The sequence below is a fragment of the Pseudomonas sp. ASL7 genome (assembly GCF_056680375.1).
On record NZ_CM155279.1, the window covers coordinates 4,834,562 to 4,861,175 of the forward strand.

Below are 26,614 nucleotides of genomic sequence, written 5' to 3' on the forward strand. Positions count from 1 at the left end.
TTGTCCGATATGAAGCCAGTGGCTGTTTAAAAAACATCCAGGCCGAAATTTCGACCCGTCAGTCACTCGATGAACAAGGTAACCGCCGAAACTTAACTCAAACTGAATCAAACGCTCTAGGACGTGTGTTCCAGGTCACAGAAAACGTGACTAGCTTAGTTGCACGGTGCTTGTACCCCTACTCAACCTTAGGCCAATTGTCCTCAAATCAACGACATTTGGCGACCCGGCGGACAGAAGGCGTCGCAATCCAGATTAAACCCTTCTCGACGATTGAGCCCCAGGCGCTTGATGGTTTTGGCAAAGCGCTGCGCCAACAGGTCGGCGAACGGCCCTTCACCGCGCATCCGGGCTCCAAATCGACTGTCGTAAAGTTCGCCGCCACGACTCTGGCGGATCAGGCTCAGCACATGGGCCGCACGCTGCGGGTAGTGGGCCGTCAGCCATTCTTCGAACAACGGTGCCACCTCCAGAGGCAGGCGCAACATCATATAGGCCGCGCTCTGGGCTCCGGCCGCATGGGCCTCGGCGAGCAGGCTTTCGAGTTCGCTGTCGTTGATCATCGGAATCATCGGTGAACACAGCACGCCCACCGGGATTCCCGCTTCACGCATGACCCGGATCGCCCGCAGCCGAGCCTTGGGCGCAGCAGCGCGTGGCTCGAGGATGCGCTTGAGTTCATCATCCAGCGTGGTGAGGCTGATCATAACCGCCACCAATCGCTGTTCGGCGAGTTCGACCAGCAAATCCAGATCGCGAAGAATCAGCGAACCCTTGGTAATGATGGTCACCGGATGGCGGTAGCGCAGCAGTACTTCCAGGGTCTGGCGGGTGATTTTGTGTTCGCGCTCAATGGGCTGGTAAGGGTCGGTGTTGGAGCCCAGGTTGATCGGCGCGCATTGATAGCCGCGTTTGCAGAGTTGCTCCTCCAGCACTTCCGCGGCGTTGGTCTTGGCGATCAGCTTGGTTTCGAAATCCAGCCCCGGCGACATGTCCCAATAGGCATGACTGGGCCGCGCGTAGCAATAGATGCAGCCGTGCTCGCAGCCGCGATAGGGATTGATTGAGCGATCAAAGGGCAAGTCCGGCGAGTTGTTACGGGTGATGATGGTTTTCGCCGTCTCGATGCGCACCTCGGTGCCCTGGGTGACCGGCGCTTCTTGATACCAACCGTCATCCTCGGCCACCGAACGGTTCGGCGCGAAGCGGTTGTGCGGGTTGGTGGCGGTGCCGCGGCCGCGTGGAGGCAACGGAGTGCTCATGGGTCAATGTCCTGTACTGTATACATATACAGTACAGGGGGGCTGGCGAACCGGCCAGTGCCGTTCGGCGGTCGTTAGAAAATAAAATGAAGTCATTGCCTTGGCGCAGCGCGCCATGACTTCATGCGAATGCTTTAACCGCGGAGCAACTCAGGTCGAACGCCTCACGCCACCTGTCGAACTCCAGGCGGCTGTCCGGCTGAGAGCTAGCGGTGGCGGCTAAAGGCGGAAGCGCAGCACCAGGGCTTGCTGGTTGTTGGCCACTTGCTCCAGGTGCTCGCCGCTACTGCGGGTATGCGCCGCATTCCTCCGGTTGTCGCGGGTCATGTCGTGCAAGCGGTGCATATGCTGATTCACTTCCTGCGTGGTTCCGGCCTGTTCGTCCGCGGCGGCGGCGATCTGCACGGCAAGGGCGTGCACGCCTTGCAGGGAATTGTCCAACTGACTGAGCGAGGTCAGCACGACTTGGGTTTCACGTTCCAGCGTATGTGCTTGTTCGGCCGAAGCCTGCATCGCCTGCCGGGCTTCAGTGGAAGAACTTTGCAAGGTGTTGGTGATGGCAACGATTTCTTCGGTGGCGCTGCTGGTGCGTTGGGCAAGATTGCGCACTTCGTCAGCGACCACAGCAAATCCACGGCCTTGTTCCCCGGCGCGCGCGGCCTCGATAGCGGCGTTGAGTGCCAGCAGATTGGTCTGTTCGGCAATGCCACGGATCACCGCGAGCACGGTGCCGATTTGCAGGGCATCGCTGGTCAAGGTGTCGACCACCCTGCCGGCCCGGCCGATGTCGTTCAGCAAGCGACCCTGCTGGCCGATCATCTGTTGCAAGGTACCTTGCATCTCGCCGAAGGCACCCCGTGCGGCGGTGCTGCCGTGTGCACTGTCGGCGGCGTTGCGGGCGATCTCCTGCACGGTGCAGGACATTTGCTCGACGGCGCTGACGACCATTTCCAGCGACTCTTGCTGCAGGTCGAGGCGTTCGCTGGTTTGCCCGGCGGCGCTTAGAATTTCGCTGCTGGCCTGACCGACGTCCTGGCTGGATTGGCGCAGACGCTCAATCACATCGCGCCAGGCCTGGGCCATTTCATGCAGGGCCTGCATCAGGCCAGCCTGTTGTCGTTGTTCGGTCGGCAGGTTCAGCTCGCCTGCGGCCAAGCGACGGGCCAGTACCGTCATATTGCTCGGTTCACCGCCCAGCGGGCGCATCACACTGCGGCTGACCAGCCAAGTGGCGATGGCAACGGCGGCGACGGTCAGCAGGCCGAGCAGCAAGACCTGCCACATCAGTTGATGTACCGGGGCAAACGCCTGGGTCTGATCCATTTCGGCAATCAGGGCCCAGTGGTTGTCATCGAAGCCGACAGGGACAAACACTTTCAGCGCACTATTGCCGTCCAGCCCCGGTTCGGCGATACGTCCCTGTTGGCCCGCCAGGGCATTGCTGACGGCATTGCCAGTAAGGCCGACGGGTGCATTGAGGCTGCGGTTGACCTGATGTTCAGGGAAACGTGCCGAGTCCGAACGCAGGCCGGCATCGCTGCCGACCAGGTAGGTTTCACCTTTTTCACCCAGGCCCTGGCGGGTTTGCATCACGTTATTGAGCGGAGCGATGGGCAACTCCAGAACCACGGTCATTTGCAGCTCACCATGCGACAAGACAGGGGTCACCAGATACTGGGTCGGCTCCTTGCTCAGCGGGTTGTACTGCAGATCGCTGATCAACGGTTTGCCGCTATCGCGGCTTTGCTTGACCAGACGCGCCAGCGAGGTATCACGGAGGCTGGCTTCGCTGAGATTGTGCTTTTCTTCACGGCTGTCCTTCAAACTGAGCATGACCGTGCCATCGGGCATGATCAGTTTCAGATCACGGTAACCAAAGGTGCTGATGAAATTTTCAAACATCGGATGATCGTAGTGGGTGGTGCTGATCAGTGCGTTGCCGTCCAGTCCCTGGTAGCTGTTGCTCAGGTTACTGGCCAGGGTGCTGATCTGGTTTCGCCGCTCCTGCCAGTTATCCAGCAACTGCTGCTGTTTGATATGGGCAACCGCCTCGAGAGCGTTCAGCGTCTGCTCGCGCAGGGCCGTACTGGCTTGTTGATAGACCGTAAAGGCCATGCCCAGAACCGGGATCAAACCGATCAACAGGTAGCTGAGGGCTAACTTCAAGCGTAACGGCATGTTCAACGACTCCGCGGGTAGAAGGGTTACAGATTAAGGTGCTTGTAAATTATTCTGCAAGAACTGTGCAAATTACTGAACGCAATGACTTGGCTTGAGCTTCTGAGTCGCTTTTCTGGCTTGTAGAGCAGGCTGAGGATCTGTTTTCGCGCGAGGTCATTGGCTGGGCAATGAAGGCAATGAGGCGATTTTTATTTTCTGATGAGCACTGAAGCTCTGGCAGCCCTGAATCCCGTTATTGCCCTTTAGTTGATTAAAATGGCAACTTGTCGCAATGCTGGGAAACAGATAACAAATAGCCTGATGATGAAGTTTCTCAGTACTATCCGCTGCACACGAAGTTATCGTGAATTATTAATTAAATGGAATTAATCAATGTCGTTTTTTAATCAGCGCGGTATTTTTTTACAGCTGTTGGCTCCCAGTATTATCAATCCACGGGAAGCGCAAGTTTCAATGCAACTTTCCCGAAAAGAACCAGGTTGGGATGCCGAAAATGAAGCACAGACCGAGTCCCTGGTGGACTCCGTCTATGTCACGGCAATTTCGGCTGATGGCGGTCAATCCTTCAACATCAAAGAAGTCAGAAGCGATGTGGACGGTGACGGCGATATCGACAGTGATGACAAGGCAAAACTGTTGGCGCTGGCAAAAGCGTATGCCAGCATCGTCAATCCATAACTATTGGATGACGAAACCTGTGTGGAAATTCATGCAGGTTTCATTGTCAGTCGAGCGTTAAATAAACACAGTATCTAATGGGCTGAAAAGTTTCGGTTGTGTAACATGCGCAAATTTAATGGGCTAATTCACGATTCTTTGACAGTCGGCTCACAGGCCTTTGACCGTTCGGAGCACAAGCTGGCCGTTATTTTCCAGCCTTTTCCTGAACGGTAGCCCTAGCATGTCCCTACCTCGCTTCATCCCTGCGTTCTGTCTATCGCTGGCCGCACTTTTCAACGTGTCGCTGGCCATGGCCGACGACGCTGCATCGCCGCGACCTGCGGAATGGGCGCAATCGGTGGAGGCAAAATATAACCTCTATCAAATGACCCCAACCCTCTACCGCAGCGCATTGCCGGACAGCGGAGCGGTGCCACTGCTGGAAAAACTCAAGGTGGGGACCGTCATCAACTTCCTGCCTGAATCGGATAAGAACTGGTTGTCCACGCCTGGCATCGACCAAGTCCAGCTGCCTTACCGCACCAACCATGTAGATGACGCTGATGTACTCAAGGCCCTTCGCGCTATTCAGACAGCCGAAGCCAAAGGTCCGGTGCTGATGCATTGCAAGCACGGTTCCGACCGTACCGGCCTGATGGCGGCCATGTATCGGGTGGTGGTGCAGGGCTGGAGTAAGGAAGACGCCCTGAACGAAATGACTCAGGGTGGTTTTGGCGACAGCACCCACTTCAAGGACGGCGTTCGCTACATGATGCAGGCGGATGTCGACAAACTGCGCACGGCGCTGGCCAACGGTGATTGCAGCACGAGTCCGTTCGCCATGTGCTCGATGAAGAGCTGGTTCAAATCGGCCAACGTCGAGAAGTAGGAAAAATCGGGAGTGCCACCTTTCACGCCATTGCGACGTGGAAGGTGGTGATGACTCAATGTTGCTCGTCAGGCTTTTTCTTCAGCTTCGGGTTCGGGAAGAATTGCACTGCCTGAACCTTGATGTCCGGCACTTTCAGCGCCGAGGTATTAACCCTCGTGCCCAATTCCTTGGGCACTGACAGACCTTGTTCATTGAGCGTGTCTGAATAACCGCAGGCCACGCACTCACGGTGCGGGACCTCGTCTTCGTTCCACATCATCAACTTGTCCGGCTCGCTGCAGGCCGGGCAAACTGCCCCGGCGATAAAGCGTCGTTTGGTAATCACAGGTCCCTCACTCATGCTGCTGCGTCCTCACTCAGGCCGCTGTGGCGCAAGAGTGCGTCAATCGATGGCGCACGGCCACGGAAGTCGACGAACAGCACCATCGGTTCCTGAGAACCCCCACGAGCCAGGATCGCTTCGCGGAAGGCGCGGCCGGTTTCGGCATTGAGCACGCCGTCTTCTTCGAACTTCGAGAAGGCGTCGGCGGACAGCACTTCAGCCCATTTGTAACTGTAATAACCCGCCGCGTAACCACCGGCGAAAATGTGAGCGAAGCTGTTAGGGAAGCGATTGTAGGCGGGTGGACGCATGACCGACACCTCGTCGCGCACGCCTTCGAGCACTTGCAGCACGCTGCGGCCGTCGCCGTGGGTGGCGTGCAGTTCGAAGTCGAACAGCGAGAATTCCAGTTGTCGGACCATCATCAGGCCGGACTGAAAGTTCTTCGCCGCGAGCATTTTTCCCAGCAGGTCTTGCGGCAGTGGTTCGCCGGTTTCGTAGTGACCGGAAATCAGCGCCAGGCCTTCCGGCTCCCAGCACCAGTTTTCCATGAACTGGCTTGGCAGCTCGACCGCATCCCAAGCCACGCCGTTGATGCCGGATACGCCGGCATGTTCGACGCGGGTCAGCAAGTGATGCAGGCCATGACCGAATTCGTGGAACAGCGTGGTGACTTCATCGTGGGTCAGCAGCGCAGGTTTGCCGCTGTCGGCCGGAGTGAAGTTGCACACCAGATTGGCCACCGGGTTCTGCAGTACGCCTGCAGCCGTACGGCGACGGTCGCGGGCGCCATCCATCCAGGCACCGCCGCGCTTGTTGGCGCGGGCGTAGAGGTCGAAGAAGAAGCGGCCGACGTGCTGGCCGTTTTCCTTGATTTCGAACAGGCGAACATCCGGGTGCCAGGTGTCGAAGCCTTTTTGCTCGGCGATCTCGATGCCGTATAGACGCTGGACGATGGCGAACAGGCCGCTCAGCACTTTATCGATCGGAAAGTAAGCGCGCAGTGCTTCTTGAGCAACGCTGTAACGTTGTTCGCGAAGTTTTTCGCCGTAGAAACCGCTGTCCCAGCTTTGCAGGTCCGGGCAGCCCTGTTCGGCGGCGTAGGCCTTGAGGTGTTCCAGATCCTGAGCGGCAAACGGCTTGCTGCGTTTGGCCAGATCGCGCAGGAAACTCAGCACCTGGTCGCTGGACTCAGCCATTTTGGTGGCCAGACTCAGCTCCGAGAAGCTGCCGAAACCGAGCAGCTTCGCCAGTTCCTGACGCAGGTCGAGGATTTCCTCCATCACCGGGCCGTTATCGTTCTGGCCGGCATTCGGGCCTTGGTCCGACGCACGGGTGCAATAGGCCGCGTAGACTTCTTCGCGCAGGGCGCGATCGTGGGCGTAGGTCATCACCGCGTAGTAGCTCGGGAATTCCAGGGTAATCAGGAAGCCATCCAGACCTTTGGCTTGAGCCGCGGCGGCCATTTGCGCCTTGGCCGACTCGGTCAGGCCGGCGAGGGCGGATTCGTCGGTAACGTGTTTGGTCCAGGCTTGAGTCGCGTCGAGCAGCTGGTTGGAGAAGCGGCTGCCCAGCTCGGACAGTTTGCTCTGCACTTCGGCGTAACGTTTCTGCTCAGGCGCAGGCAGGTCGATACCCGACAAACGGAAGTCACGCAGCGAATGTTCAAGGATGGTTTTTTGCGCCACCTCAAAACCGGCGGCTTCCGAACTGTTGGCCAAGGCTTCGAACGCCTCGAACAGCTCGCGGTTCTGGCCCAGTTCGGTGGCGTAGGCGCTTAACGCTGGCAGGCAGGATTCGTAGGCTTCGCGCAGTTCGGCGCTGTTGCAGACGGCATTCAGGTGGCTGACCGGGCTCCAGGCTGCGCCCAGGCGATCGTTAAGCTCGTCCATCGCCAGCACCAGGCCGGCCCAGGTCGGTTGTTTGCCCTGGGTTTCGAGGATCTCGATAATGGCGGCGCGGTTGTCAGCCAGGATCTGTTCAATGGCCGGTTGCACATGTTCGGCACGGATCGCGGAGAACGGCGGCAGGTCGTAGGACTGCAATAGAGGGTTGTTCACGCTCACGGTTGGCACCTTGGCTGGAAGAAACATGCATGAAGAAACATCGCCCCATCATAATTACAATCGACGTCAACCGCAGCTATCAGCAACAGAGAGAGAGCCTATCGTGACCCTTCGCAAGTATCAGAACCATACGCCGCTGCTGGGCACAGGCGCGTTTGTCGACCGTTCGGCGGTGGTGATCGGCGATGTCGAAATCGGTGATGACAGCTCGGTTTGGCCGCTGACGGTGATCCGCGGCGACATGCACCGTATCCGCATCGGTGCGCGCACCAGCGTTCAGGATGGTTGCGTGCTGCACATCACTCACGCTGGGCCGTTCAATCCTGATGGCTTTCCGTTGCTGATCGGCGATGACGTGACCATCGCGCATAAAGTCATGCTTCACGGTTGCAGCGTGGGCAGCCGGGTGCTGATCGGCATGGGCAGCATCGTTATGGACGGCGCGGTGGTCGAAGACGATGTGATCATCGGCGCCGGCAGCTTGGTGCCGCCGGGCAAGCGTCTGCAAAGCGGTTTCCTGTATGTGGGCAGCCCGGTGAAGCAGATCCGCCCGCTGTCTGACAAGGAAAAAGCCTTTTTCACCTACAGCGCGGCGAACTACGTGAAGCTCAAGAATTCGCATCTGGACCAAGGCTACGACCAAATCTGACCTTTTTTCTGAAGCCTCTTGCTATTACCCGGGAATTTTCATGCATTACCAAACCGTTTTGTTTGACCTCGATGGCACCCTGACCGACCCACGCGAAGGCATCACCCGTTCGATCCAGTTTGCTCTGAGCAAACTGGGCATCGATGAGCCTGACCTGACCAAGCTCGAACACTTCATCGGGCCGCCGTTGTTGCAGGCATTTATGCAGTTCTACGATTTCGACGAGCCCAAGGCGTGGGAAGCGGTGAATTTCTATCGCGAGCGCTTCAAGGTCACCGGTTTGTACGAGAATCGTGTGTTCGATGGCGTCACACCGTTGCTGGAAACCCTGACCGGGCAAGGGCGGCAGCTGTACATCGCGACGTCCAAGCCGTGGGTTTTCGCCCGGGAAATCGCCCGGCACTTCGACTTCGCCAAGCATTTCAAAGTCATATACGGCAGTGAACTGGATGGCACGCGAACCCATAAAGTCGAGCTGATCGCCCACCTGATGAAAGAGGAAGGCCTGGACCCGGCCAACACCTTGATGATCGGCGACCGTAAACACGACCTGATTGGCGCGCGCAGTAACGGGCTGGATGCAGCGGCGGTGGGTTATGGGTTTGGTAGCCGTGAAGAGTTGAGCGCCGAAGCGCCGGCGTATCACTTTGAAACGCTGGAAGAGATGCATCGGGCGTTTTTGCAGCGCTAATTGAATCGCCTTCGCGAGCAGGCTCGCTCCCACAATGGACCTGTGTTCCCAAATCTAATGTGGGAGCGAGCCTGCTCGCGAAGAGGTCTCTCAACCACCGGAGTTTTATGATCCTGCCAAAGCCTTCAATGTCGCCTTGCGCTCAACTACCGGCAACGCACCAAGCCTCTCCGCCGCCGCATAGAACTTTACCCAATCCCCACCTGACTGCCTGAATAACGCAGCAAACGCCGGCACCCATTGGTCGTACAACCCAAATGGCAACAACCGAGCGTTGTTCATCGGCGCGTTGATCCAGGCGTCGTATCGTTTGTCCCCGGCCCATTGGCTGTCACGCATCCTCCGGTACTCGGCGCGCAATCGTTCGAACTCAGCCGCTTTGCGCTGGCGCATTTGATCTGCAGGCAGCGCAAGGGCGTATAGCGCTGTAAGCCTGGTGCGGGTGTCGAGAATCAACTGGGTGAACTGGTCCCGTTGCTGCACCTGTGCACCGTTATCCGGCGACAGGCCGCGGAATGCACGCCATTGCCGAGTGCCTTCCTGTTCCACAAACGTGGCGTAAGACTCGTTGAACTCTGTGTCGTCCTTCACATACAGGCGCTGGTGCGCCAGCTCGTGGAAGATCATCGTCGCCAATCGTTCATCTCCCCAACCCATCATCGAACTGATGATCGGATCGTTGAACCAGCCGAGCGTCGAATAAGCCTCGACGCCTCCAATCGATACGTCCATACCGTTCAATCGTTGAATAGCGGCCTCACCCCGGGCCGCGCTTTGGCTGTAATAACCGCGATAGGCCACGCAACCGGCGATGGGGAAGCAATGGTTTTGCGGTGTCAGGGAAAATTCCGGGGTGACGAAGACGTTCCAGACTACGAACGGTCGGCCAATGTCGGCGTACAAACGGTAGCTCTGGTTATCCGGCAGGTGCAGCTGCTGGCTGGCGAATGCCCGGGCCTTTTGTGACTGGGCCAGGTGCGCGCGTAGCTTTTCATCGCGCGAGGGGTCGGCAATGACGGTGGAAACCGGCTCCCGTGCCCGCAGCAATTGCAGCTGACCACTGGCCAACTGGCTGTAATAGCTGACGCTGGTGCAACCGTTGAGCAATAAAAACAACACGCCCGGAAACAAAACGCGAAAAACGCGATCAAGTAACCCAAGGCTTGGAAGCGGCCTGATCAAAATGAATCTTCCCTGGAAAGTCTGCCCGCAAGACTATCCCGTCTGACTGGAGCTCCGCTATGCGCATGTTGATGCTGACAGGAAGCCTGCTGACGTTGGCCGGCTGTGCTGTTTTCGGATTACCCCGCCCTGATCCGGCTCAAGCGTGGATCGACCTTGATTCACCGCAGGAACACACAGCCCTGCAAGCATTGAAAGTCGACAACATAGCCACCACCGACAAACGTTTTTTTGAAGTGCCGCCCGGCAGCCATGAGCTGACGGTCCGCTATCAATTCCCGGTCCAGGCAACCAATATCGGCCCCGGGGCCGAACCACTTTGGCGTGATTGCCATTTGAATGTGAAATTCAACGATTTCAACGCCGGTGAGCGGTATCAGCTGGAAGCGGGGAATATCGGCTTTCGGCCGTGGGCAAAGCTCTATGATCGGCAGCGAAAAGTAATCGGTCATGGCACACCGGCAGGCTGCCAAAGCACCTGATCGGCGTTATGCTGAATGTCCAAACCTTGGGACATTCATCATGCGCAGGTTGATGCTGTTGCTCGCTGCAAGTGTTGTGGTCGGCTGCCAGAGCCCGTTACCGGCGGTTAATCCGCAGATGGCCTGGGTAGATTTCTCGACGCCGTTCCCCAACGACAGATTGCTGATGGCCGAGCGACTGGACAAGCAGCGGTTAAGTGACGGGCGTTTTTTCCAGGTGACGCCCGGCAGCCATGAGCTAATCGTTCGATTCGATTTTGACGTGCCCGGTGGGGGGGGCTTAGGTGTAAGGGACGGTCCCTCGGAGCGGCTGTGCTACCTGACCATCAACTACGACCATTTCGAAGCCGGCCAGCGTTATTTGCTGGTTGGCCAGTCAATAGTGTTTACGCCCGGCGCCCGGCTGTACAACGCCAAGCGGGAGATCGTCGCTGAAGATCGGGAGTCCTATTGCCTCATATGAGGCACATCAGCGGTTGTTCTTTTGGTAGATGATTTTCTTGGTGCCGCTATCGCACGAGCCAACGACCATGTTCTGATCGTGCACTTCCTCATTAGTGACGATTTCCAGGGTGTAGGACGAGACTTTTTTGGCCTGGATCTTGGTTTCGATTTCGGCCTTGAGTTCTTCACAGGATTTAGGTGCTGCCAGGACCGATGTGGCCAGCGCGCAACAGATAATCGCCAAGACAAAACGTTTCATGGTTGAAGCTCCCTTGAGGCAGCGCGCATCGTACTGCGTTTTTGCTGCTGTCATTTATTCGACCACACTATCGCCAGTCAGGTTTTATTTCAGCGCAAAAAAGATCGCAGCCTTTGGCAGCTCCTGCTGGTTCACCCGCCCGTCTAGGAGCTGCCGAAGGCTGCGATCTTTTAGTTTCAACGCGAATTTAGCTGACGAGTGTCGCCTCCAGACTGATCTTCGCATTCAGCACTTTGGAAACCGGACAGCCCTTTTTCGCCTTATTGCTCAGATCCTCGAATTGCGCCTGGGTCGCCCCCGGGATTTTCGCTTTGAGGATCAATTTCACGGCTGTGATCGCAAACCCACCGTCAACCTGGTCCAGGGTGACTTCAGCCTGGGTGTCGATGCTGTCTGCCTTAAGCCCGGCATCGCCGAGAATCATCGAAAAAGCCATGGAGAAGCAGCCTGCGTGGGCCGCGCCGATCAGCTCTTCCGGATTGGTGCCCTTGCCACCCTCGAATCGAGCCTTGAAGCCGTAGGGCGCTTCTCTGAGTACACCCGTTTCTGTGGAAATCGAGCCGATGCCGGTTTTCAGGTCACCTTCCCAATGAGCCGATGCTTTCTTGGTAATAGCCATGCCTGCCTCCTCAAGATCCGGCGCGAGCGCCGCGCCGTTGTGGTTTTCGGTTACTCAAAGCTCTGAGGATAGACGGTGGTGCAAAGTTCACCTCATCTGATCGGTCCGCTAAATCTGTAGGAATTTTGTCTGTGCTATTGAAACTCGGGTATATGCCCTCATTGCATGAACACGCTTATAGATTCGGCAGGTTTTCGTTCGCAAGAAAAAACCTGCGCCCTCAATTGGAGAAGCAGGTTTATGAAACGACTGTCCGACATCAAGTTCTCGACCCTCGATCTGGTACCTGTGCGTGAGAATGGCAACGCGGCCCAGTCGCTGCGTAACTCTCTGAACCTGGCGCAGCAGGTCGAAAAATTTGGCTATAACCGCTTCTGGGTCGCCGAACACCACAACATGGACGGCATCGCCAGTTCCGCGACCTCGGTGCTGCTTGGTTACCTGGCCGGCGGCACGTCGACCATTCGGGTTGGTTCGGGAGGGGTGATGCTGCCTAACCACGCGCCGCTGGTCATCGCGGAGCAGTTCGGGACCCTCGAAAGTCTTTATCCGGGCCGGATTGACCTGGGCCTCGGGCGTGCCCCTGGCTCCGATCAAATGACCGCACGCGCCCTGCGCCGTGAACGCTCTGGTAGCGCCGATGATTTCCCGGAAGATGTGGCCGAACTGATGCGCTACCTCGGCCCGCGCACACCGGACCAACGCATCATTGCAATGCCGGGCACCGGCACCAATGTCCCGGTCTGGCTGCTGGGCTCCAGTCTGTTCAGTGCACAGCTGGCCGGTGAACGCGGTTTGCCCTACGCCTTCGCTTCACATTTCGCTCCGCGCTTTATGCATGAGGCGATACGCGTCTATCGCAATCACTTCAAGCCCTCAGCGGTTTTAGATAAGCCCTATGTCATGCTCGGCGTGCCTTTGGTGGCGGCCGATACGGACGAGCAGGCCGAGTATCTGGCGACTTCGGTCTATCAGCGGATTCTCGCGTTGATGCGCGGCCAAAGTCTGGTGCAACGGCCACCGGTAAAAACCATGGACGGCCTGTGGCTGCCTCATGAGAAAGAAGCGGTGGGGGATTTCCTGGGGCTGGCGATGGTCGGCAGCCCACAGAAAATTCGCGCCAAACTGGAAGTGCTGATCGAGCAGACCCAGGCCGATGAGCTTATTTTCACCTGCGACCTGTATGAACATGCCGATCGAGTGCACTCCTATGAACTGCTGGCGCAGGTCATGAAGGGCTGAGGCTCAAGCCGCGCCCATCAAAAGCCGACGTATTAACGTCGGCTTTTTCATTCACATCAGCATCAGCCTACTTTTTGTAAACGATGACCTTGGCGCCTTTTTCACATTTGCCGACGACTTTCCCACCCGCTTCCGCGCCCTTGTCGACTATTTCCAGTGAATAACCGGAAATGCCCTTGGCATCCAGTTTCGCAGCAATTTCTGCTTTCAATTCTTCACACGGCTTGCCGTCAGCAAAGGCTGTACTCGCAAGACTCAACAAACCTACCGCCAAAATAAACTTCTTCATCGGTCGCATTCCCTGGTCGGAATAAATGGGAAACATCCAGCCGTCAGCCGGGTGCGCTCATGTAGCGCTTTGCCATTTCTATGGCACTCGGCCAGCGCGCAAGTTCAGAAGACTAGCCCAAACTCAGCTGCTGGCAATCCGGAACCCGACTTTGAGGGTCACCTGGAAATGGGCGGCCTTGCCGTCCCTGATGTGACCGCGGGTTTCGGTCACTTCAAACCATTCCATGTGTTTGATGCTTTTGTTGGCTTCGGCCAGCGCGTTGTTAATGGCATCTTCAATGCTGGAAGTGGACGAGCCGACCAGCTCGACTTTTTTGTAGGTGTGATGGTCAGTCATGGTGTTCTCCTAGGGTGTGAAATACAGCCTAGCAGTGATTTTTCGTATTACTTCTGTCGGCGAATCCCACAGCGGGATTCAGATTTACTGCACTTTCTCGAACCCGTGAAGTCCCAACCAACACACGCAACTCAATCAATGCAGGAGAGCCATCATGGCCAACACCTCTTTACGTAAAGCCTCATTGCAAAGCATGGAAGCCGAGATCGAGAGTCTGCTGAAATCGTTGGAAAACTTGAAAGACGATGCCTCGGACGAGTCGCGTAAAACCCTGAAAGCCTTGAAAACCAACGCGGAGAACGCGCTGAAGCATTCGCGCCACCTGCTCAGTGATGCGTACGAAGAAGTCAAAGTCAAAACACGAGAAACCGGGATTGCAACTCGGGACTACGCCCAGGATCACCCTTGGACTACAGCCGGTGTGGCTGTCGGTGCACTGGGCCTGCTGGCGGCCTACTTGCTGTGTAAACGCGACGACTAATATGCCTGGCGCAGCTCGTTCTTGAGCCACTGCGCCAATTGCCGAGCGCGGCCGTCTGCGGCGCGCTTGGGTAGCCATAACGCCAGTTGCGCCGGGGTTTCACTGAAACCCCATGGTGCAACCAGGCGACCCGCTTTCAAGTCCTCGGCCACCAGCGGCTCTGGCGCAATGGCTACACCCAGCCCTGCCACGGCGGCTTCCAGCAAGTAATACAAATGCTCAAAACCCTGACCGTACTTCAATGATTTGGCGTCGAGGCCGCTTTGCTGTGCCCAGCTGGGCCACGCTTGCGGTCGCGAGGTGGTGTGCAGCAAGGGCTCGGTCAACAGCGCGTTTGTCGGTCCGTTCATCAACCGCGCGTAACCGGCAAATCGAGGGCTCATGACCGGGCCGATTCGCTCGCTTGCCAGCTCGTAGACTTGCATGTCCGCGGGCCATGGTGGCTCGGCAAACACTAGCAACGCATCCAGACCGGGTTTGCGCGGGTCAAGATCGCCTTCACCCGCCGACAGGTGCAGGCGCAAATCCGGCAGGTCTGCATTCAAACGCCCCAACCGGGGGATAAACCAACGCGCCAGCAGGCTTCCCGAGCAGCCAAGTACGAATGGCGCATCGGCGGTGCTTTGAGTCAGTTCGGCGCAGACGATACGCAAACGCTCAAAAGCTTCACCGCTGACATCACGCAAACGAACGCCAGCATCTGTGAGTTTAAGGCCACGCCCATCCTTGGTGAAGAGGCTCACACCCAGGTGTTCTTCCAGCACCTTCAATTGCCGGCTGACCGCGCCATGGGTGACGTGCAACTGCTCGGCAGCCTGACTGACGCTGTTCAGGCGGGCGGTGGCTTCGAAGGCCCGGAGGGCGTTCAGCGGAGGAAGGTCATGGCGCATGGTATCTGTGAGTTTTCCTGACAGGTTGTGGCGATCTTATCGGTTTTCAGCTCAAGGCGTCAGGGGTAGAGTGGACCCCATTGTCATCTCACGCATTCAACTGGAGCGACCCATGACCCAGACAAATCTGCGCACCGGCCCCGACACCAACGGCATGTTCGGTGCGTTCGGCGGCCGCTACGTTGCCGAAACACTGATGCCGTTGGTTCTCGACCTGGCCCGTGAATACGAATTGGCCAAGGAAGATCCTGCCTTCAAAGAAGAACTGGCCTACTTCCAGCGCGACTACGTCGGTCGTCCAAGCCCTCTCTACTACGCCGAGCGACTGACCGAGTTCTGCGGCGGCGCGAAGATTTATCTTAAACGCGAAGAGCTGAACCACACCGGCGCGCACAAGATCAACAACTGCATCGGCCAGATCCTGTTGGCGCGGCGCATGGGCAAAAAACGCATCATCGCCGAAACCGGCGCTGGCATGCACGGCGTGGCAACCGCCACCGTGGCCGCACGGTTTGGCCTCGACTGCGTGATCTACATGGGCACCACGGACATCGAACGCCAGCAAGCCAACGTGTTCCGCATGAAGCTGCTGGGCGCTGAAGTGATTCCGGTGGTCGCAGGCACGGGTACGCTGAAAGACGCAATGAACGAAGCCTTGCGTGACTGGGTGACCAACGTCGACAGCACGTTCTATCTGATCGGCACCGTAGCCGGCCCGCACCCTTATCCCGCCATGGTTCGCGACTTCCAGGCCGTTATTGGCAAGGAGACCCGTACTCAACTGCAAGCCCAGGAAGGCCGTCTGCCAGACAGTCTCGTGGCGTGCATCGGTGGCGGTTCCAATGCCATGGGCCTGTTTCACCCGTTCCTCGATGACAAAAGTGTCGAGATCATCGGCGTTGAAGCCGCCGGTTACGGCATCGAGACCGGCAAGCACGCGGCCAGCCTGAATGGCGGCGTTCCCGGCGTGCTGCACGGCAACCGCACCTTCCTGTTGCAGGACGAAGACGGCCAGATCATCGACGCCCACTCGATCTCCGCTGGCCTCGATTATCCAGGTATCGGCCCGGAACATGCCTGGTTGCATGACATCGGCCGCGTTCAGTACACCTCGGTGACCGACGACGAAGCCCTCGACGCGTTCCACACATGCTGTCGCCTGGAAGGGATTATTCCCGCGCTGGAAAGCGCCCATGCCTTGGCCGAGGTGTTCAAGCGCGCCCCGACCCTGCCGAAAGATCACTTGATGGTGGTCAACTTGTCCGGCCGTGGCGACAAAGACATGCAAACCGTGATGCACCACATGGAACAATCCCAGCAGGAGAAACACTGATGAGCCGCCTGCAAACGCGTTTTGCCGAACTCAAGGAACAGAATCGCGCCGCCCTGGTGACCTTCGTGACCGCTGGCGACCCGAGCTACGATACATCCCTGGCGATCCTCAAAGGGTTGCCCGGTGCTGGCGCCGATGTGATTGAGCTGGGTATGCCCTTCACCGATCCGATGGCCGATGGCCCGGCGATCCAGTTGGCCAACATCCGCGCCCTGGGGGCCAAGCAGAACCTGGCGAAAACCCTGCAAATGGTTCGCGAGTTCCGTGAAGGCAATACAGAAACGCCGTTGGTGTTGATGGGCTACTTCAACCCGATCCATAGGTACGGTGTGCCGCGCTTCATTGCCGACGCCAAAGAGGCCGGTGTTGATGGCCTGATCGTGGTCGACATGCCGCCTGAACATAACGGCGAACTGTGCGACCCGGCTCAGGCTGCGGGTATCGATTTCATCCGTCTTACCACGCCGACCACCGACGACGTGCGTCTGCCAACCGTGTTGAACGGCAGCTCCGGTTTTGTGTACTACGTGTCGGTAGCCGGTGTGACCGGTGCGGGCGCGGCGACGCTGGAGCACGTCGAAGAAGCGGTCGCCCGCCTGCGTCGCCACACCGATTTGCCGATCAGCATCGGTTTCGGCATTCGCACACCTGAGCAAGCAGCGTCCATTGCACGTCTGGCCGACGGTGTAGTGGTGGGTTCGGCACTGATCGATCACATCGCCAATGCCTCGACACCGGATCAGGCAATCGATGGCGTGCTGAGTCTTTGCTCGGCGCTGGCTGAGGGTGTGCGTCAGGCGCGAGTCAGCTGAAGGTAAAGTTCTTGATACAGAGGAATTAGCGCCACGCCGCGCAGACTAAACAGTAAGACCGAGGGCTTCAGGACTATGTTCTGAAGCCCTTTTTGCTGTATGTGCAGTGAGGAAAGACCTGATGAAAATGCCGAAACGTCTGATTGCCAGCGTGGGTGTACTGATGCTGAGTGCAACCCCGTTGCTGCACGCAAGTGCCGATCAACGCGACGATCACGACCACGGCGGCCCGGAGCAGGGCCAGTACGATAACCACGGCTACAACAATCATGGTGATGACCATCGTGGACCGCAGGACAATCGCGGCGGGCCTCCGCCACGGGACTTCGGTCCGGTTCGCCAGACTATTCATGATAATCACGATTATTTCGTGCGCGGTGCGCCGCCACCGCCAGGTATTCGTCTGGAACGTGGCCGACCATTCCCTCACGGCTATTATGGCGAGCGCCTGGATAACCGCGCTCTGTCGCATCTGCCGTATTACCAGGGTTACGAATGGCGCCGCGCGGGAGGCGACATTGTGCTGGTCGCCGTAGGAACCGGGATTGTCTATGAAATTCTGGAAGGGGTTTTGTAACTGTCCCAGGCCTGTCTGGCGGATGTGGCGAGGGACTTTCCCCCTCGCCATAGAGGATCTTGGTTTTGTCGCAAGCTCCAGGCTTTACGGCAATTCCAGTCCGCCCGCTGCTTTATGCAGTTTTCGCAAATGCGCGCCAACCTGCTTCAGGTTGGCTTCATTGGCGGCCATCTCGGCTGCACGGCTCGGTTCGAGTAACGCTCTGACTTCCTTGTCCAGATCACCGGTCAGCGCCTGAAGCTGTTTCTGGCGCAGGCTGCTTTCCGATTCCAGATGCTGCCACTCACTTGGCTGCGGCAAGCCATAACCACCGGTGCCGAGCAACTCTGCCGGACGGCTGAGGAAGCCACTGTTGGCGAGAATTTGCTGCAAGGTCGCGTTGGCCTTGTCCATGCCGCCGCTCTTCAATTCCCGAGCACCCAGATAGCGTTGTTTGACTTCGTCCTGAGCCAGCAGCAGCTGTTGTCGGAAGGCTGCCTGCTCCAATAGCAGCAATGCTGCGCTGGTGCGCAAGTCAGCCTGGTCGAACCACTTGCGCCGTTCTTCAGCTTTCAATGCCAACCAGTCTTCGACGGTTTCCTGTTTGATCGGCAAATGCTTCTTCAGCACTTCGAACATGGCTTGATAGCGATCGCGGAAAGAATCGAAGCGATAGCCCAGACGCAATGCCTCACGAGGATCGTCCAGCACGCTGGTGTCCGCCAGCCCGCGTCCCTTGAGGACTTCCAGCAAGCCATTGGGCATGATGCTGTCCAGACCGACCAGTTGCGCATTGTTGGTGCCGCTGCGCAATAGTTTCAGGCCTTCCACCGCACAGTTGTTGGACAGGAAGAAATAGTTGCCGTCGTAACTCCAATGCATCTCGGCGGCATGTTCCACAACGTCGTCGATCTCGCGGCGCGACAGGTTCAGCGGTACCGAGGCAAGGCTGCGCAGTTCGGTCTTGGTGTACTCGTCGATCACTTGAGAGAGGGGCAGTACAAACAGGCGCGACGGGTATTTACCCACCAGCCCGTCCCAGCTCGACAGTTGTACGTCACCGACAAAGGCGCGGTAAGACAGCACCAGGTGCTGATCCAGATCCAGTCGGCAATCGGGCCCACGTGGTCGGCCAGGGGCACAGATCACCAGTCGCAACATGCTGTGACCCCAACGGCTGACCCAGTTCTGATTGGCTTCAGCCAGCAAATAGTCGACGGCGTAAACGCGCTCCGGATCGATCTGGCCCAAAGGCTCTTTGGCGAAGTCGTTGCCAGCATTGAGGAACGCGAAGGATTTGCTGCAGGTGTCTTTGGCGGCGGGCGCCCAGCCGAAATGGTCTTTGTAGTAGCGGTACAGCGCAGGACGACGACAGGCGTAGCTCGGGTCGAGGAGGAAATACTCCATGTTGACCGCAACGAACTCCTTGGGATTGGTCGTTTCGTAGATGTCAGGGCTACGGGCGACCTGGCGGTTGTGCTGTTCGCGCTCGCCACGACGGCCGACGTATTGCTGCCAGCCGGCGAGATCAAGCAGGCGCGGGTCGTCGCTCAGCGTGAAGCGTCGATCGGTCTGGCCGCGACATTGATCGGGAAGTCCGACCAGCCCTGAGCTGCTGCTGCGCTGCGTACAGCGTTGAATCAGTTTGCGCTCCGCGTCTGGCCACAGGTGTGAGCGGTCATAAATGTGGGTGAGTTCATGCAATACCGTGGCGAGCATTTCCTGGCGGACAGTGCCATGGGGGCGATTAGTCTTTTTGGTGGCGGCGCTGCCATCGGTGAGGCTGGTCAGCAAGTTGCGGTTCAGGTCGATTTCGGAGACCAACGACGCCTCGCCATAGGCGTTGCTCGGCATGTCATCAGTCCAGCCGACGTCGATGCGGCGGTCAAGTTGCTCGATGAACCGTGGCGGCAGAGCCCGCATGGCCTCATCGAGCAATGCCTGACTGGCCTGCTGCTGCGCGGGACTCAGGCCGTCGGTCTTGAGCTGTAATTGCAGGCTGGCCTGGGCCGTGTTGCCAAGGAGCAACATGACCGCGGCCAGTAGCCAGGCGCCTGGAGTCCTCACAGTGCGAGGATGGCTTCGGCAAGTACATGATCGCTGGCGTCACGAGCTTCCGGCACGCGGGTGCGCAAGGTGTTGATGGCTGCTTCCAGGTGCGCACCACGAATATCGCCGTCGCTGGCGACGAAACTGGCAGCATCGTCGTGCGCTTCACGGACGATCTTCGAGTCACGGATAGAGGTGGTGGTGTCGGAAGTGAAATCGAGCGTGCGCTGGGTGGCCCGAATGATCATGTTGCTGGTGGCTTCCAGGGTGCGCGCCTGGACCCCGCCGGCCAGCAATAGCAGGCCCAGGGTGGCAGCGATCAGTGGGTTACGCATGGAACGACTCCGGAGGAACGAGGATAACTATTGGACGAGTATTGCCTGCGCCAGTTCAAGGTCGCTTACATGAAGTTTTGGCTGGGTTCGACGCAGAAAATAAGTGCGGATTCCAGTTGCACTCCTTTCCATTGGCCGTGGCTGGCGATGAAAGCTGCGGCGTCATCCTGAGCGGCGAGCAGTTTAGGGTCGAAGGGAGCGCAGGTCACGATGCTTGTGGCGCAGCCAGTGGCCACAATGCCTTGCGTCGAAACATTGGGACACTACAAGCGTGTCCCATGTCAGCCAATGTTGCTTAGATAGTCAGAATGGCTTGTGCGAGTTGTGTATCCGTCGCCTTCAACTGCGGGGCCTGGTGACGAATGTAGTCAAGGGCGCTTTCCAGTTTGGCGCCACGAATGGCGCCTTCGGTGGCAACAAAACTGGCCGCGTCATCTCGGGCAGCGAGGACAATTTTGTTGTTATGAAAGGACGACGTGACATCGGAAGTTGCATTGGAGCTGGACTTCAGTGCATCAACGACCGTGTCGGTGGTCACGATAAAGCTGGTGGCGTGGGAATTGGCAGCCACGGCAAGCAGGGCTGCAGTGCTGAGCAGACGAAGTCGGGACATGGTGTAACTCCTTTTGATAAACCAAGTAAGAGGTGACGAGGTATCTGAAGGATCAGACGTCTATCGCGAGGTGTTCGCCACGTTCTGGTTTGATTTTAGGCCTGCGCGTAAGCGTTCGAACAGTCCCGTCTGTGCCAAAAGGGCGCTATCGCCAAAAGGGTTTGTCCAGTTCGCTGATACGGTCCGCGTGGCTAATGCCCAGATCTGAAAGCTGCTGGTCATTGAGCTGGCCCAGCAATCGTCGGGTTCTAGCCCTTTCCAGGCTGTCGGCGAGCGCTCTCGGCAACCCCCGAAGCCAGCGCAAACGAGGCTTCGATTGAGGCGTGGAAACGGAAACTTCCAATGGGTGTTTCATGGTCGAAGTCCTTTTGCTGGGTGGGGGAATTCATGTTGGCCCCGGCCGGACTTGCGCAACAGATACACTGCGGAAAAATTGTACTGGTTCAGATTTATTAAAACTAAAACTGTACCTATAAATTGTTCATGCTTTTGTGTGGGCGTCTTTGATGCCCACAAAACGACAAAACCCGTCGTGGTTGCCCACGACGGGTTTTGTTTTTTCAATTCGGGTTGCTGGCGGTGGACCCTGCAGGTCAGAGCCAGCGACGCTAACTTAGCGCCAGAACGGCTTGCTCAGCTCTTCGTAGCGTTGTGCTTCGCTAATCCCGGCATCAGCCAGCAGACGCGAATCCAAGCGAGCCAGTTGATGGCGGCTGGAGAGGCGGCGCTGCCACAACATCAGGTTGGCTAGAACGCGAAGAGGCATGGAAGCCTGGGTTTTTGCAGCGGTATCTTCGAAGAACATTTCGGAACTGAGTGTACGTTCCATGATTGACATCCTTCCGCTTATGGCGGGATTAGGTAGTGGCTTAACTGGTGCCCATGATCCTCTCCTTTGGCCAGTCTCTCTAGATACAGTTCAGCTGTATTGTGAGGTACCAGTTAACTGTTAATAGGGGGTGTACTGGTCGAAATTGAGGCAACTGTACCTATGCGCACTATAATGGTGCGTTTTTGATGGTTTCACTCTAAAAAGTAGGAGATTACGGTAGGAAATGACCGGTACAGCAGTACAGTTTTAAACAAAAATTACCGTTGCAATAGCAAGCTGACGAAACTGTGTTTGCGTCAGCTGCTATCTGTATCAATTACACGGCGAGCATGCGCCCGGTTTCTTCCAGGTTTATGTGCCAGCTCAGGGCATCACGAAGGATATGTGGCGTGTGTCCGCCGATGGCACAAGCGGCTGTGAAGTAATCATCCAGGGCCTGGCGGTAGTCCGGGTGAACACAGTTGTCGATGATGACGCGAGCCCGTTCCCGCGGCGCGAGTCCACGTAAGTCTGCCAGACCTACCTCGGTGACGAGGATGTCGACGTCATGTTCCGTGTGGTCGACGTGGCTGACCATCGGTACCACGCTGGAAATCGCGCCACCCTTGGCGATTGACTTGGTGACGAAGATCGCCAGATGCGCGTTGCGCGCAAAGTCGCCCGAACCGCCGATACCGTTCATCATTCGCGTCCCGCAGACGTGCGTGGAGTTAACGTTGCCGTAAAGGTCGAACTCAAGCGCCGTGTTGATACCGATGATGCCGAGCCGGCGCACCACTTCCGGGTGGTTGGAAATTTCTTGCGGGCGCAGGACCAGTTTGTCCTTATAGCGTTCCAGATTACCGAAGACGTCGGTGTTGCGACGGGCCGACAAGGTGATCGAACTGCCGGACGCGAAGCTCAGCTTGCCCGCGTCGATCAGGTCGAAAGTAGAGTCCTGAAGCACTTCGGAGTACATCGTCAGGTCTTCGAACGGCGAGTCGATCAGGCCGCACATTACCGAGTTGGCGATGGTGCCGATACCGGCTTGCAACGGGCCGAGTTTGTTGGTCATGCGCCCAGCCGCTACTTCCTGCTTGAAGAAGTCGATCAGGTGGTCGGCAATGGCCTGGGTATCGACGTCCGGCGGCAGCACAGTGGATGGCGAGTCGGGCTGATTGGTGATCACGATCGCAACGATCTTTTCCGCGGGGATCGGAATGGCGGTGCTGCCGATACGGTCATCGACCTTGACCAGCGGGATAGGTGTGCGGGTCGGACGGTAAGTCGGGATATAGATGTCGTGCAGACCTTCGAGATTCGGGTTGTGCGCCAGATTGATCTCGACGATCACATGTTTGGCGAAAATCGCGAAGCTGGCCGAGTTGCCAACCGACGTGGTCGGCACAATGTGGCCTTGCTCGGTGATCGCTACGGCTTCAATCACCGCGATGTCCGGCAGTTTGAGTTGCTGGTTGCGCAGTTGCTCGACGGTTTCCGAGAGATGCTGGTCGATGAACATCACTTCACCGGCGTTGATCGCCTTGCGCAAGGTGCTATCAACCTGGAACGGCATGCGTCGCGACAGCACACCGGCTTCAGTGAGCTGTTTATCGAGGTCGTTGCCCAGGCTCGCGCCGGTCATCAAAGTGATTTTCAGCGGGGTGATTTTGGCGCGTTCGGCCAATGCATGGGGCACGGCTTTGGCTTCGCCAGCGCGAGTGAAACCACTCATGCCGACGGTCATGCCGTCCTCAATCAGAGCGGCTGCGTCAGCGGCGCTCATTACCTTATCCAACAACGAAGGCAAGCGAATACGATCACGGTACATGGATTGTTATCTCGGGCAACGGAAGCAAGGTACGCAGTTTAGTGATTTCAAAAAAAATCCTCCCGCTACCATGGTCGAATGCCAGCCCCTGATTTAGAGCCTTTTGTCGGGTTTTTCGCGGGCAATAAAAAACCCCAGCCTGCTAAAGGCTGGGGTTTCAGGTATTGCTGCGTGCGCGAGTTTTACTCGACGGCTTTAACCATGTCTTCGATGACCTTCTTGGCGTCGCCGAAGACCATCATGGTTTTATCCAGGTAAAACAGCTCGTTATCCAGTCCGGCATAGCCGCTGGCCATCGAGCGCTTGTTGACGATGATGGTCTTGGCCTTGAACGCTTCGAGAATCGGCATGCCGGCAATCGGCGATTTCGGATCGTTCTTCGCGGCCGGGTTTACCACGTCGTTGGCGCCGAGCACCAGCACCACGTCGGCCTGCCCGAACTCGGAGTTGATGTCTTCCATCTCGAACACCTGGTCGTAAGGCACTTCCGCCTCGGCCAGCAACACGTTCATGTGGCCAGGCATCCGACCGGCAACCGGGTGGATCGCGTACTTCACGGTGACGCCGCGATGAGTCAGCTTCTCGGTGAGCTCCTTCAACGCATGCTGTGCCCGCGCCACCGCCAGGCCGTAACCCGGGACGATGATCACGGTGTCGGCGTTGGTCAGCAGGAAGGTGGCATCGTCAGCCGAACCGGATTTCACCGGGCGGGCTTCTTTCGAACCCGCAGGGCCGGCCGCATCCGCCGTGTTGCCAAAGCCACCGAGCAGGACGTTGAAGAACGAACGGTTCATCGCCTTGCACATGATGTACGAGAGGATCGCACCGGACGAACCCACCAGGGAGCCCGCGATAATCAGCATCGCGTTGTTCAGCGAGAAACCGATACCGGCCGCTGCCCAGCCGGAGTAGCTGTTGAGCATCGACACGACCACTGGCATGTCTGCGCCGCCGATCGGGATGATGATCAGCACGCCCAGCACGAAGGCCAGGGCCAGCATCAGCGCGAAGGCGCTGAGGTTGCCGGTCAGCATGAAGGTCACGCCCAATGCCAGTGTCGCCAGGCCCAGCAGCAGGTTCAACTTATGCTGACCGCGAAACTGTACCGGCGCGCCCTGGAACAGGCGGAACTTGTACTTGCCAGCCAGTTTGCCGAAAGCGATGACAGAGCCGGAGAAGGTGATCGCACCGATGGCCGCACCGAGGAACAGTTCCAGACGGTTACCGGCCGGGATCGCGTCACCGAGTTGCTGGACGATGCCCAGCGACTGTGGTTCCACCACGGCAGCCACGGCGATGAACACAGCCGCCAGGCCGATCATGCTGTGCATGAAGGCAACCAGCTCGGGCATCTTGGTCATTTCAACGCGTTTGGCCATGATCGAACCGACAGTGCCGCCGACCAGCAGGCCGACGATCACGTAGACGATACCGTCATGGGCCAGCTCGGCACCGAGCTTGTAGATCAGGCCGACCGTGGTAAGGATCGCCAGGCCCATGCCGAGCATGCCGAACAGGTTGCCGCGACGCGACGTGGTTGGGTGTGAGAGGCCCTTGAGCGCCTGGATGAAGCAGACCGAGGCGATCAAATACAGGGATGTAACCAGGTTCATGCTCATGCTTGCTGCACCTCAGCCTTGACTGCATCGGCCTTGGCTGCCGAAGCTTTTGCTGGAGCCGCTTTCTTCTTGAACATTTCCAGCATGCGCCGGGTCACCAGGAAGCCACCAAATACGTTGACCGCGGCCAGGGCCACAGCCAGGGTGCCCATGGTCTTGCCCAGCGGGGTCACGGTGAGGGCGGCGGCGAGCATGGCGCCGACGATCACGATGGCCGAGATGGCGTTGGTAACAGCCATCAGCGGTGTGTGCAGTGCAGGTGTCACGTTCCAGACCACGTGGTAGCCGACATAGATGGCCAGCACGAAGATGATCAGGTTGTAGATGCCATGAGAGATCAGCATGTCTTCCATTGTTTTTATCCTCAGCCGTTCTTGCGCACGATCTGGCCGTCGCGGCACATCAGGCACGCGGCGACGATATCGTCTTCAAGGTTGATCACCAGTTGTCCTTCTTTATCGAACAACAGTTTCATGAAGTCCAGCAGGTTGCGTGCATACAGTGCCGAAGCATCTGCCGCGACCGCGCCGGCCAGGTTGGTCGGGCCACAAATAGTCACGCCATTCACGACCACCACTTGATCCGCCACGGTCAACGGGCAGTTGCCGCCCTGAGCTGCCGCGAGGTCGATGACCACCGAGCCTGGCTTCATCTGCGCCACGGTTTCCGCGCTCAAAAGCGTCGGCGCCTTGCGGCCGGGAATCAGTGCAGTAGTGATGACGATGTCAGCCTGCTTGGCGCGCTCGTGCACGGCCAGGGCCTGACGCTGCATCCAGCTGGCGGGCATTGGCCGCGCGTAACCACCGACACCGACGGCGCATTCGCGTTCTTCATCGGTCTCGTAAGGGACGTCGACGAACTTGGCGCCGAGGGATTCGATCTGCTCTTTAACAGCAGGACGCACGTCAGACGCTTCGATGACCGCACCCAGACGCTTCGCCGTAGCAATGGCCTGCAAACCAGCCACACCAGCGCCTAGAATCAGTACGCGTGCCGCTTTCACGGTGCCCGCCGCGGTCATCAGCATCGGCATGAAGCGCGGATAATGATGAGCGGCCAGCAACACGGCTTTATAGCCGGCGATGTTCGCCTGGGACGACAGCACGTCCAGGCTCTGAGCGCGGGAGGTGCGTGGCGCAGCTTCCAGCGCGAACGCGGTAATGCCGCACTCGGCCAGCTTGGCAATGGTTTCGTTGCTGAACGGATTGAGCATGCCCACCACAATGGTGCCGCTCTTTATCAGCGTCAGCTCGCTGTCGCTGGGGGCGACCACCTTGAGAATCAGCTCGGCACCAAACGCATCATTGGCGCTGCCAATGGTTGCGCCTGCCGCTTCATAGGCACTGTCGACAACACTGGCATTAATGCCGGCGCCGCTTTGCACAGTGACCTTATGACCTTGGCCGATCAGCTTCTTGATGGTTTCCGGGGTTGCAGCAACCCGTGTTTCACCCGTCTGGGTTTCGAGAGGAACACCAATGTGCACGTCAAATCTCCTGCGTGATCTTATTGAGTAAACCCAGGCACTGCGGATGGTGCGGCTGGGGCGGCCGATCAGCACGATCCCGCCAAATCAGGGCGGGGCGCGGCATTTTGCAGGTGAACTTTGTGCCCTTCAAGGAATTATGATCGGTGACGGAAAATTAACTACAAGTCACCCCGTGACCGTATGTCGCAACTAACCGGCTCAACCCCTTGTATTCCG

30 protein-coding genes and 1 pseudogene are annotated in these 26,614 nt (G+C 57.9%); 11 read left to right on the plus strand and 20 right to left on the minus strand.

Translation table 11 applies throughout. From position 1 onward, the window contains the following. Nucleotides 1-203: 203 nt before the first annotated feature. Together AC1MDT_RS22420 and AC1MDT_RS22425 are read right to left on the minus strand one after the other, a co-directional pair. Nucleotides 204-1,262 (minus strand): PA0069 family radical SAM protein, encoded by a 1,059-nt coding sequence (locus AC1MDT_RS22420; RefSeq protein WP_480418995.1) that lies wholly within the window; start codon nt 1,260-1,262, stop codon nt 204-206. A 219-nt stretch (nt 1,263-1,481) separates the two neighbouring features. Then, nucleotides 1,482-3,440 (minus strand): methyl-accepting chemotaxis protein, encoded by a 1,959-nt coding sequence (locus tag AC1MDT_RS22425; RefSeq protein WP_480418996.1) that lies wholly within the window; start codon nt 3,438-3,440, stop codon nt 1,482-1,484. Between the two features lie 375 nt (nt 3,441-3,815). Between AC1MDT_RS22425 and AC1MDT_RS22430 the strand changes: the two genes are divergently transcribed. Then, nucleotides 3,816-4,121 (plus strand): hypothetical protein, encoded by a 306-nt coding sequence (locus AC1MDT_RS22430; RefSeq protein ID WP_480418997.1) that lies wholly within the window; start codon nt 3,816-3,818, stop codon nt 4,119-4,121. 223 nt (nt 4,122-4,344) lie between these two features. Continuing rightward, nucleotides 4,345-4,992: a dual specificity protein phosphatase family protein gene (locus AC1MDT_RS22435; protein ID WP_480418998.1), complete on the plus strand. Its 648-nt coding sequence runs from the start codon at nt 4,345-4,347 to the stop codon at nt 4,990-4,992. 55 nt (nt 4,993-5,047) lie between these two features. On the opposite strand, the gene AC1MDT_RS22440 is transcribed toward AC1MDT_RS22435, so the two are convergent. Both AC1MDT_RS22440 and prlC read right to left on the minus strand, forming a co-directional pair. Beyond that, nucleotides 5,048-5,335, minus strand: coding sequence for a YheV family putative zinc ribbon protein (locus AC1MDT_RS22440; RefSeq protein ID WP_414909738.1), 288 nt, complete (start codon nt 5,333-5,335; stop codon nt 5,048-5,050). After that, nucleotides 5,332-7,383: an oligopeptidase A gene (gene prlC / locus AC1MDT_RS22445; protein WP_480418999.1), complete on the minus strand. Its 2,052-nt coding sequence runs from the start codon at nt 7,381-7,383 to the stop codon at nt 5,332-5,334. Before prlC ends, AC1MDT_RS22440 begins: the two co-directional genes overlap by 4 nt. Nucleotides 7,384-7,486: 103 nt before the next feature. On the opposite strand from prlC, the gene AC1MDT_RS22450 reads away from it, so the two are divergent. Both AC1MDT_RS22450 and AC1MDT_RS22455 read left to right on the plus strand, forming a co-directional pair. Next, nucleotides 7,487-8,032 (plus strand): gamma carbonic anhydrase family protein, encoded by a 546-nt coding sequence (locus tag AC1MDT_RS22450; RefSeq protein ID WP_480419000.1) that lies wholly within the window; start codon nt 7,487-7,489, stop codon nt 8,030-8,032. Between the two features lie 40 nt (nt 8,033-8,072). Next, nucleotides 8,073-8,723 (plus strand): HAD family hydrolase, encoded by a 651-nt coding sequence (locus tag AC1MDT_RS22455; RefSeq protein WP_480419001.1) that lies wholly within the window; start codon nt 8,073-8,075, stop codon nt 8,721-8,723. Nucleotides 8,724-8,828: 105 nt separating this feature from the next. Here AC1MDT_RS22455 and AC1MDT_RS22460 read toward each other — a convergent pair whose 3' ends face one another. Continuing rightward, nucleotides 8,829-9,905: an aminopeptidase gene (locus tag AC1MDT_RS22460; RefSeq protein WP_480419002.1), complete on the minus strand. Its 1,077-nt coding sequence runs from the start codon at nt 9,903-9,905 to the stop codon at nt 8,829-8,831. A gap of 59 nt (nt 9,906-9,964) precedes the next feature. Here AC1MDT_RS22460 and AC1MDT_RS22465 point away from each other — a divergent pair, with 59 nt between their 5' ends. Beyond that, on the plus strand, nt 9,965-10,387 hold the full coding sequence (locus AC1MDT_RS22465) for a PA0061/PA0062 family lipoprotein (RefSeq protein WP_480419003.1): 423 nt from the start codon (nt 9,965-9,967) through the stop codon (nt 10,385-10,387). Nucleotides 10,388-10,427: 40 nt separating this feature from the next. After that, nucleotides 10,428-10,850 carry a PA0061/PA0062 family lipoprotein gene (locus tag AC1MDT_RS22470; protein WP_480419004.1) on the plus strand — a complete coding sequence of 141 codons (423 nt, stop codon included), beginning with the start codon at nt 10,428-10,430 and terminating at the stop codon, nt 10,848-10,850. 6 nt (nt 10,851-10,856) lie between these two features. Here AC1MDT_RS22470 and AC1MDT_RS22475 read toward each other — a convergent pair whose 3' ends face one another. After that, nucleotides 10,857-11,090 carry a DUF1161 domain-containing protein gene (locus AC1MDT_RS22475; protein ID WP_480419005.1) on the minus strand — a complete coding sequence of 78 codons (234 nt, stop codon included), beginning with the start codon at nt 11,088-11,090 and terminating at the stop codon, nt 10,857-10,859. A gap of 187 nt (nt 11,091-11,277) precedes the next feature. Then, nucleotides 11,278-11,709, minus strand: coding sequence for an OsmC family protein (locus tag AC1MDT_RS22480; protein ID WP_480419006.1), 432 nt, complete (start codon nt 11,707-11,709; stop codon nt 11,278-11,280). Nucleotides 11,710-11,949: 240 nt separating this feature from the next. On the opposite strand from AC1MDT_RS22480, the gene AC1MDT_RS22485 reads away from it, so the two are divergent. Next, a complete protein-coding gene (locus AC1MDT_RS22485; protein ID WP_480419007.1) occupies nt 11,950-12,951 on the plus strand; it encodes an LLM class flavin-dependent oxidoreductase in 1,002 nt (333 codons plus the stop codon). Nucleotides 12,952-13,018: 67 nt separating this feature from the next. On the opposite strand, the gene AC1MDT_RS22490 is transcribed toward AC1MDT_RS22485, so the two are convergent. Continuing rightward, nucleotides 13,019-13,240, minus strand: coding sequence for a DUF1161 domain-containing protein (locus AC1MDT_RS22490; RefSeq protein WP_480419008.1), 222 nt, complete (start codon nt 13,238-13,240; stop codon nt 13,019-13,021). 123 nt (nt 13,241-13,363) lie between these two features. Continuing rightward, nucleotides 13,364-13,579: a dodecin gene (locus AC1MDT_RS22495; RefSeq protein WP_414909726.1), complete on the minus strand. Its 216-nt coding sequence runs from the start codon at nt 13,577-13,579 to the stop codon at nt 13,364-13,366. Between the two features lie 154 nt (nt 13,580-13,733). Here AC1MDT_RS22495 and AC1MDT_RS22500 point away from each other — a divergent pair, with 154 nt between their 5' ends. Beyond that, nucleotides 13,734-14,060, plus strand: a complete 327-nt coding sequence (locus AC1MDT_RS22500; protein WP_480419009.1) for an ElaB/YgaM/YqjD family protein — start codon at nt 13,734-13,736, stop codon at nt 14,058-14,060. On the opposite strand, the gene AC1MDT_RS22505 is transcribed toward AC1MDT_RS22500, so the two are convergent. After that, the gene (locus AC1MDT_RS22505; RefSeq protein WP_480419010.1) at nt 14,057-14,950 is read right to left on the minus strand and encodes a LysR family transcriptional regulator; all 894 of its coding nucleotides are present in this window, start codon (nt 14,948-14,950) and stop codon (nt 14,057-14,059) included. The two genes, AC1MDT_RS22500 and AC1MDT_RS22505, sit on opposite strands and share 4 nt — an antisense overlap. 112 nt (nt 14,951-15,062) lie before the next feature. Here AC1MDT_RS22505 and trpB point away from each other — a divergent pair, with 112 nt between their 5' ends. The 3 genes from trpB to AC1MDT_RS22520 all read left to right on the plus strand — a co-directional run bounded on the left by trpB (nt 15,063) and on the right by AC1MDT_RS22520 (nt 17,672). After that, nucleotides 15,063-16,283: a tryptophan synthase subunit beta gene (gene trpB / locus AC1MDT_RS22510; protein WP_480419011.1), complete on the plus strand. Its 1,221-nt coding sequence runs from the start codon at nt 15,063-15,065 to the stop codon at nt 16,281-16,283. Then, on the plus strand, nt 16,283-17,095 hold the full coding sequence (gene trpA, locus AC1MDT_RS22515; RefSeq protein ID WP_480419012.1) for a tryptophan synthase subunit alpha: 813 nt from the start codon (nt 16,283-16,285) through the stop codon (nt 17,093-17,095). The genes trpB and trpA overlap by 1 nt, the downstream gene beginning before the upstream one ends. A gap of 121 nt (nt 17,096-17,216) precedes the next feature. Beyond that, complete coding sequence (locus AC1MDT_RS22520; RefSeq protein ID WP_480419013.1) at nt 17,217-17,672, plus strand: anti-virulence regulator CigR family protein; 456 nt, start codon at nt 17,217-17,219, stop codon at nt 17,670-17,672. An 84-nt stretch (nt 17,673-17,756) separates the two neighbouring features. On the opposite strand, the gene AC1MDT_RS22525 is transcribed toward AC1MDT_RS22520, so the two are convergent. From AC1MDT_RS22525 to AC1MDT_RS22570, 10 genes and pseudogenes are all read right to left on the minus strand, one after another. After that, nucleotides 17,757-19,718, minus strand: a complete 1,962-nt coding sequence (locus tag AC1MDT_RS22525; RefSeq protein ID WP_480419014.1) for a DUF7844 domain-containing protein — start codon at nt 19,716-19,718, stop codon at nt 17,757-17,759. Continuing rightward, entirely contained in the window at nt 19,715-20,035 is a 321-nt protein-coding gene (locus AC1MDT_RS22530) for a DUF2388 domain-containing protein (protein WP_480419015.1), read from the minus strand. Before AC1MDT_RS22530 ends, AC1MDT_RS22525 begins: the two co-directional genes overlap by 4 nt. Nucleotides 20,036-20,062: 27 nt before the next feature. Beyond that, nucleotides 20,063-20,292: pseudogene (locus AC1MDT_RS22535) on the minus strand (DUF2388 domain-containing protein); the annotation flags it as partial. 38 nt (nt 20,293-20,330) lie between these two features. Then, nucleotides 20,331-20,648 (minus strand): DUF2388 domain-containing protein, encoded by a 318-nt coding sequence (locus AC1MDT_RS22540; protein ID WP_480419016.1) that lies wholly within the window; start codon nt 20,646-20,648, stop codon nt 20,331-20,333. A gap of 145 nt (nt 20,649-20,793) precedes the next feature. Then, a complete protein-coding gene (locus tag AC1MDT_RS22545; RefSeq protein WP_480419017.1) occupies nt 20,794-21,003 on the minus strand; it encodes a DUF1127 domain-containing protein in 210 nt (69 codons plus the stop codon). 258 nt (nt 21,004-21,261) lie between these two features. Continuing rightward, entirely contained in the window at nt 21,262-21,477 is a 216-nt protein-coding gene (locus AC1MDT_RS22550; RefSeq protein WP_414909718.1) for a DUF1127 domain-containing protein, read from the minus strand. A gap of 319 nt (nt 21,478-21,796) precedes the next feature. Beyond that, a complete protein-coding gene (locus AC1MDT_RS22555; protein WP_480419018.1) occupies nt 21,797-23,290 on the minus strand; it encodes an acetyl-CoA hydrolase/transferase family protein in 1,494 nt (497 codons plus the stop codon). Nucleotides 23,291-23,472: 182 nt separating this feature from the next. Beyond that, nucleotides 23,473-24,909 (minus strand): NAD(P)(+) transhydrogenase (Re/Si-specific) subunit beta, encoded by a 1,437-nt coding sequence (locus AC1MDT_RS22560; RefSeq protein ID WP_480419019.1) that lies wholly within the window; start codon nt 24,907-24,909, stop codon nt 23,473-23,475. Then, the gene (locus AC1MDT_RS22565; protein ID WP_480419020.1) at nt 24,906-25,262 is read right to left on the minus strand and encodes an NAD(P) transhydrogenase subunit alpha part 2; all 357 of its coding nucleotides are present in this window, start codon (nt 25,260-25,262) and stop codon (nt 24,906-24,908) included. The genes AC1MDT_RS22560 and AC1MDT_RS22565 overlap by 4 nt, the downstream gene beginning before the upstream one ends. An 11-nt stretch (nt 25,263-25,273) precedes the next feature. After that, entirely contained in the window at nt 25,274-26,395 is a 1,122-nt protein-coding gene (locus AC1MDT_RS22570) for a Re/Si-specific NAD(P)(+) transhydrogenase subunit alpha (RefSeq protein WP_480419021.1), read from the minus strand. Between the last annotated feature and the right edge of the window lie 219 nt (nt 26,396-26,614).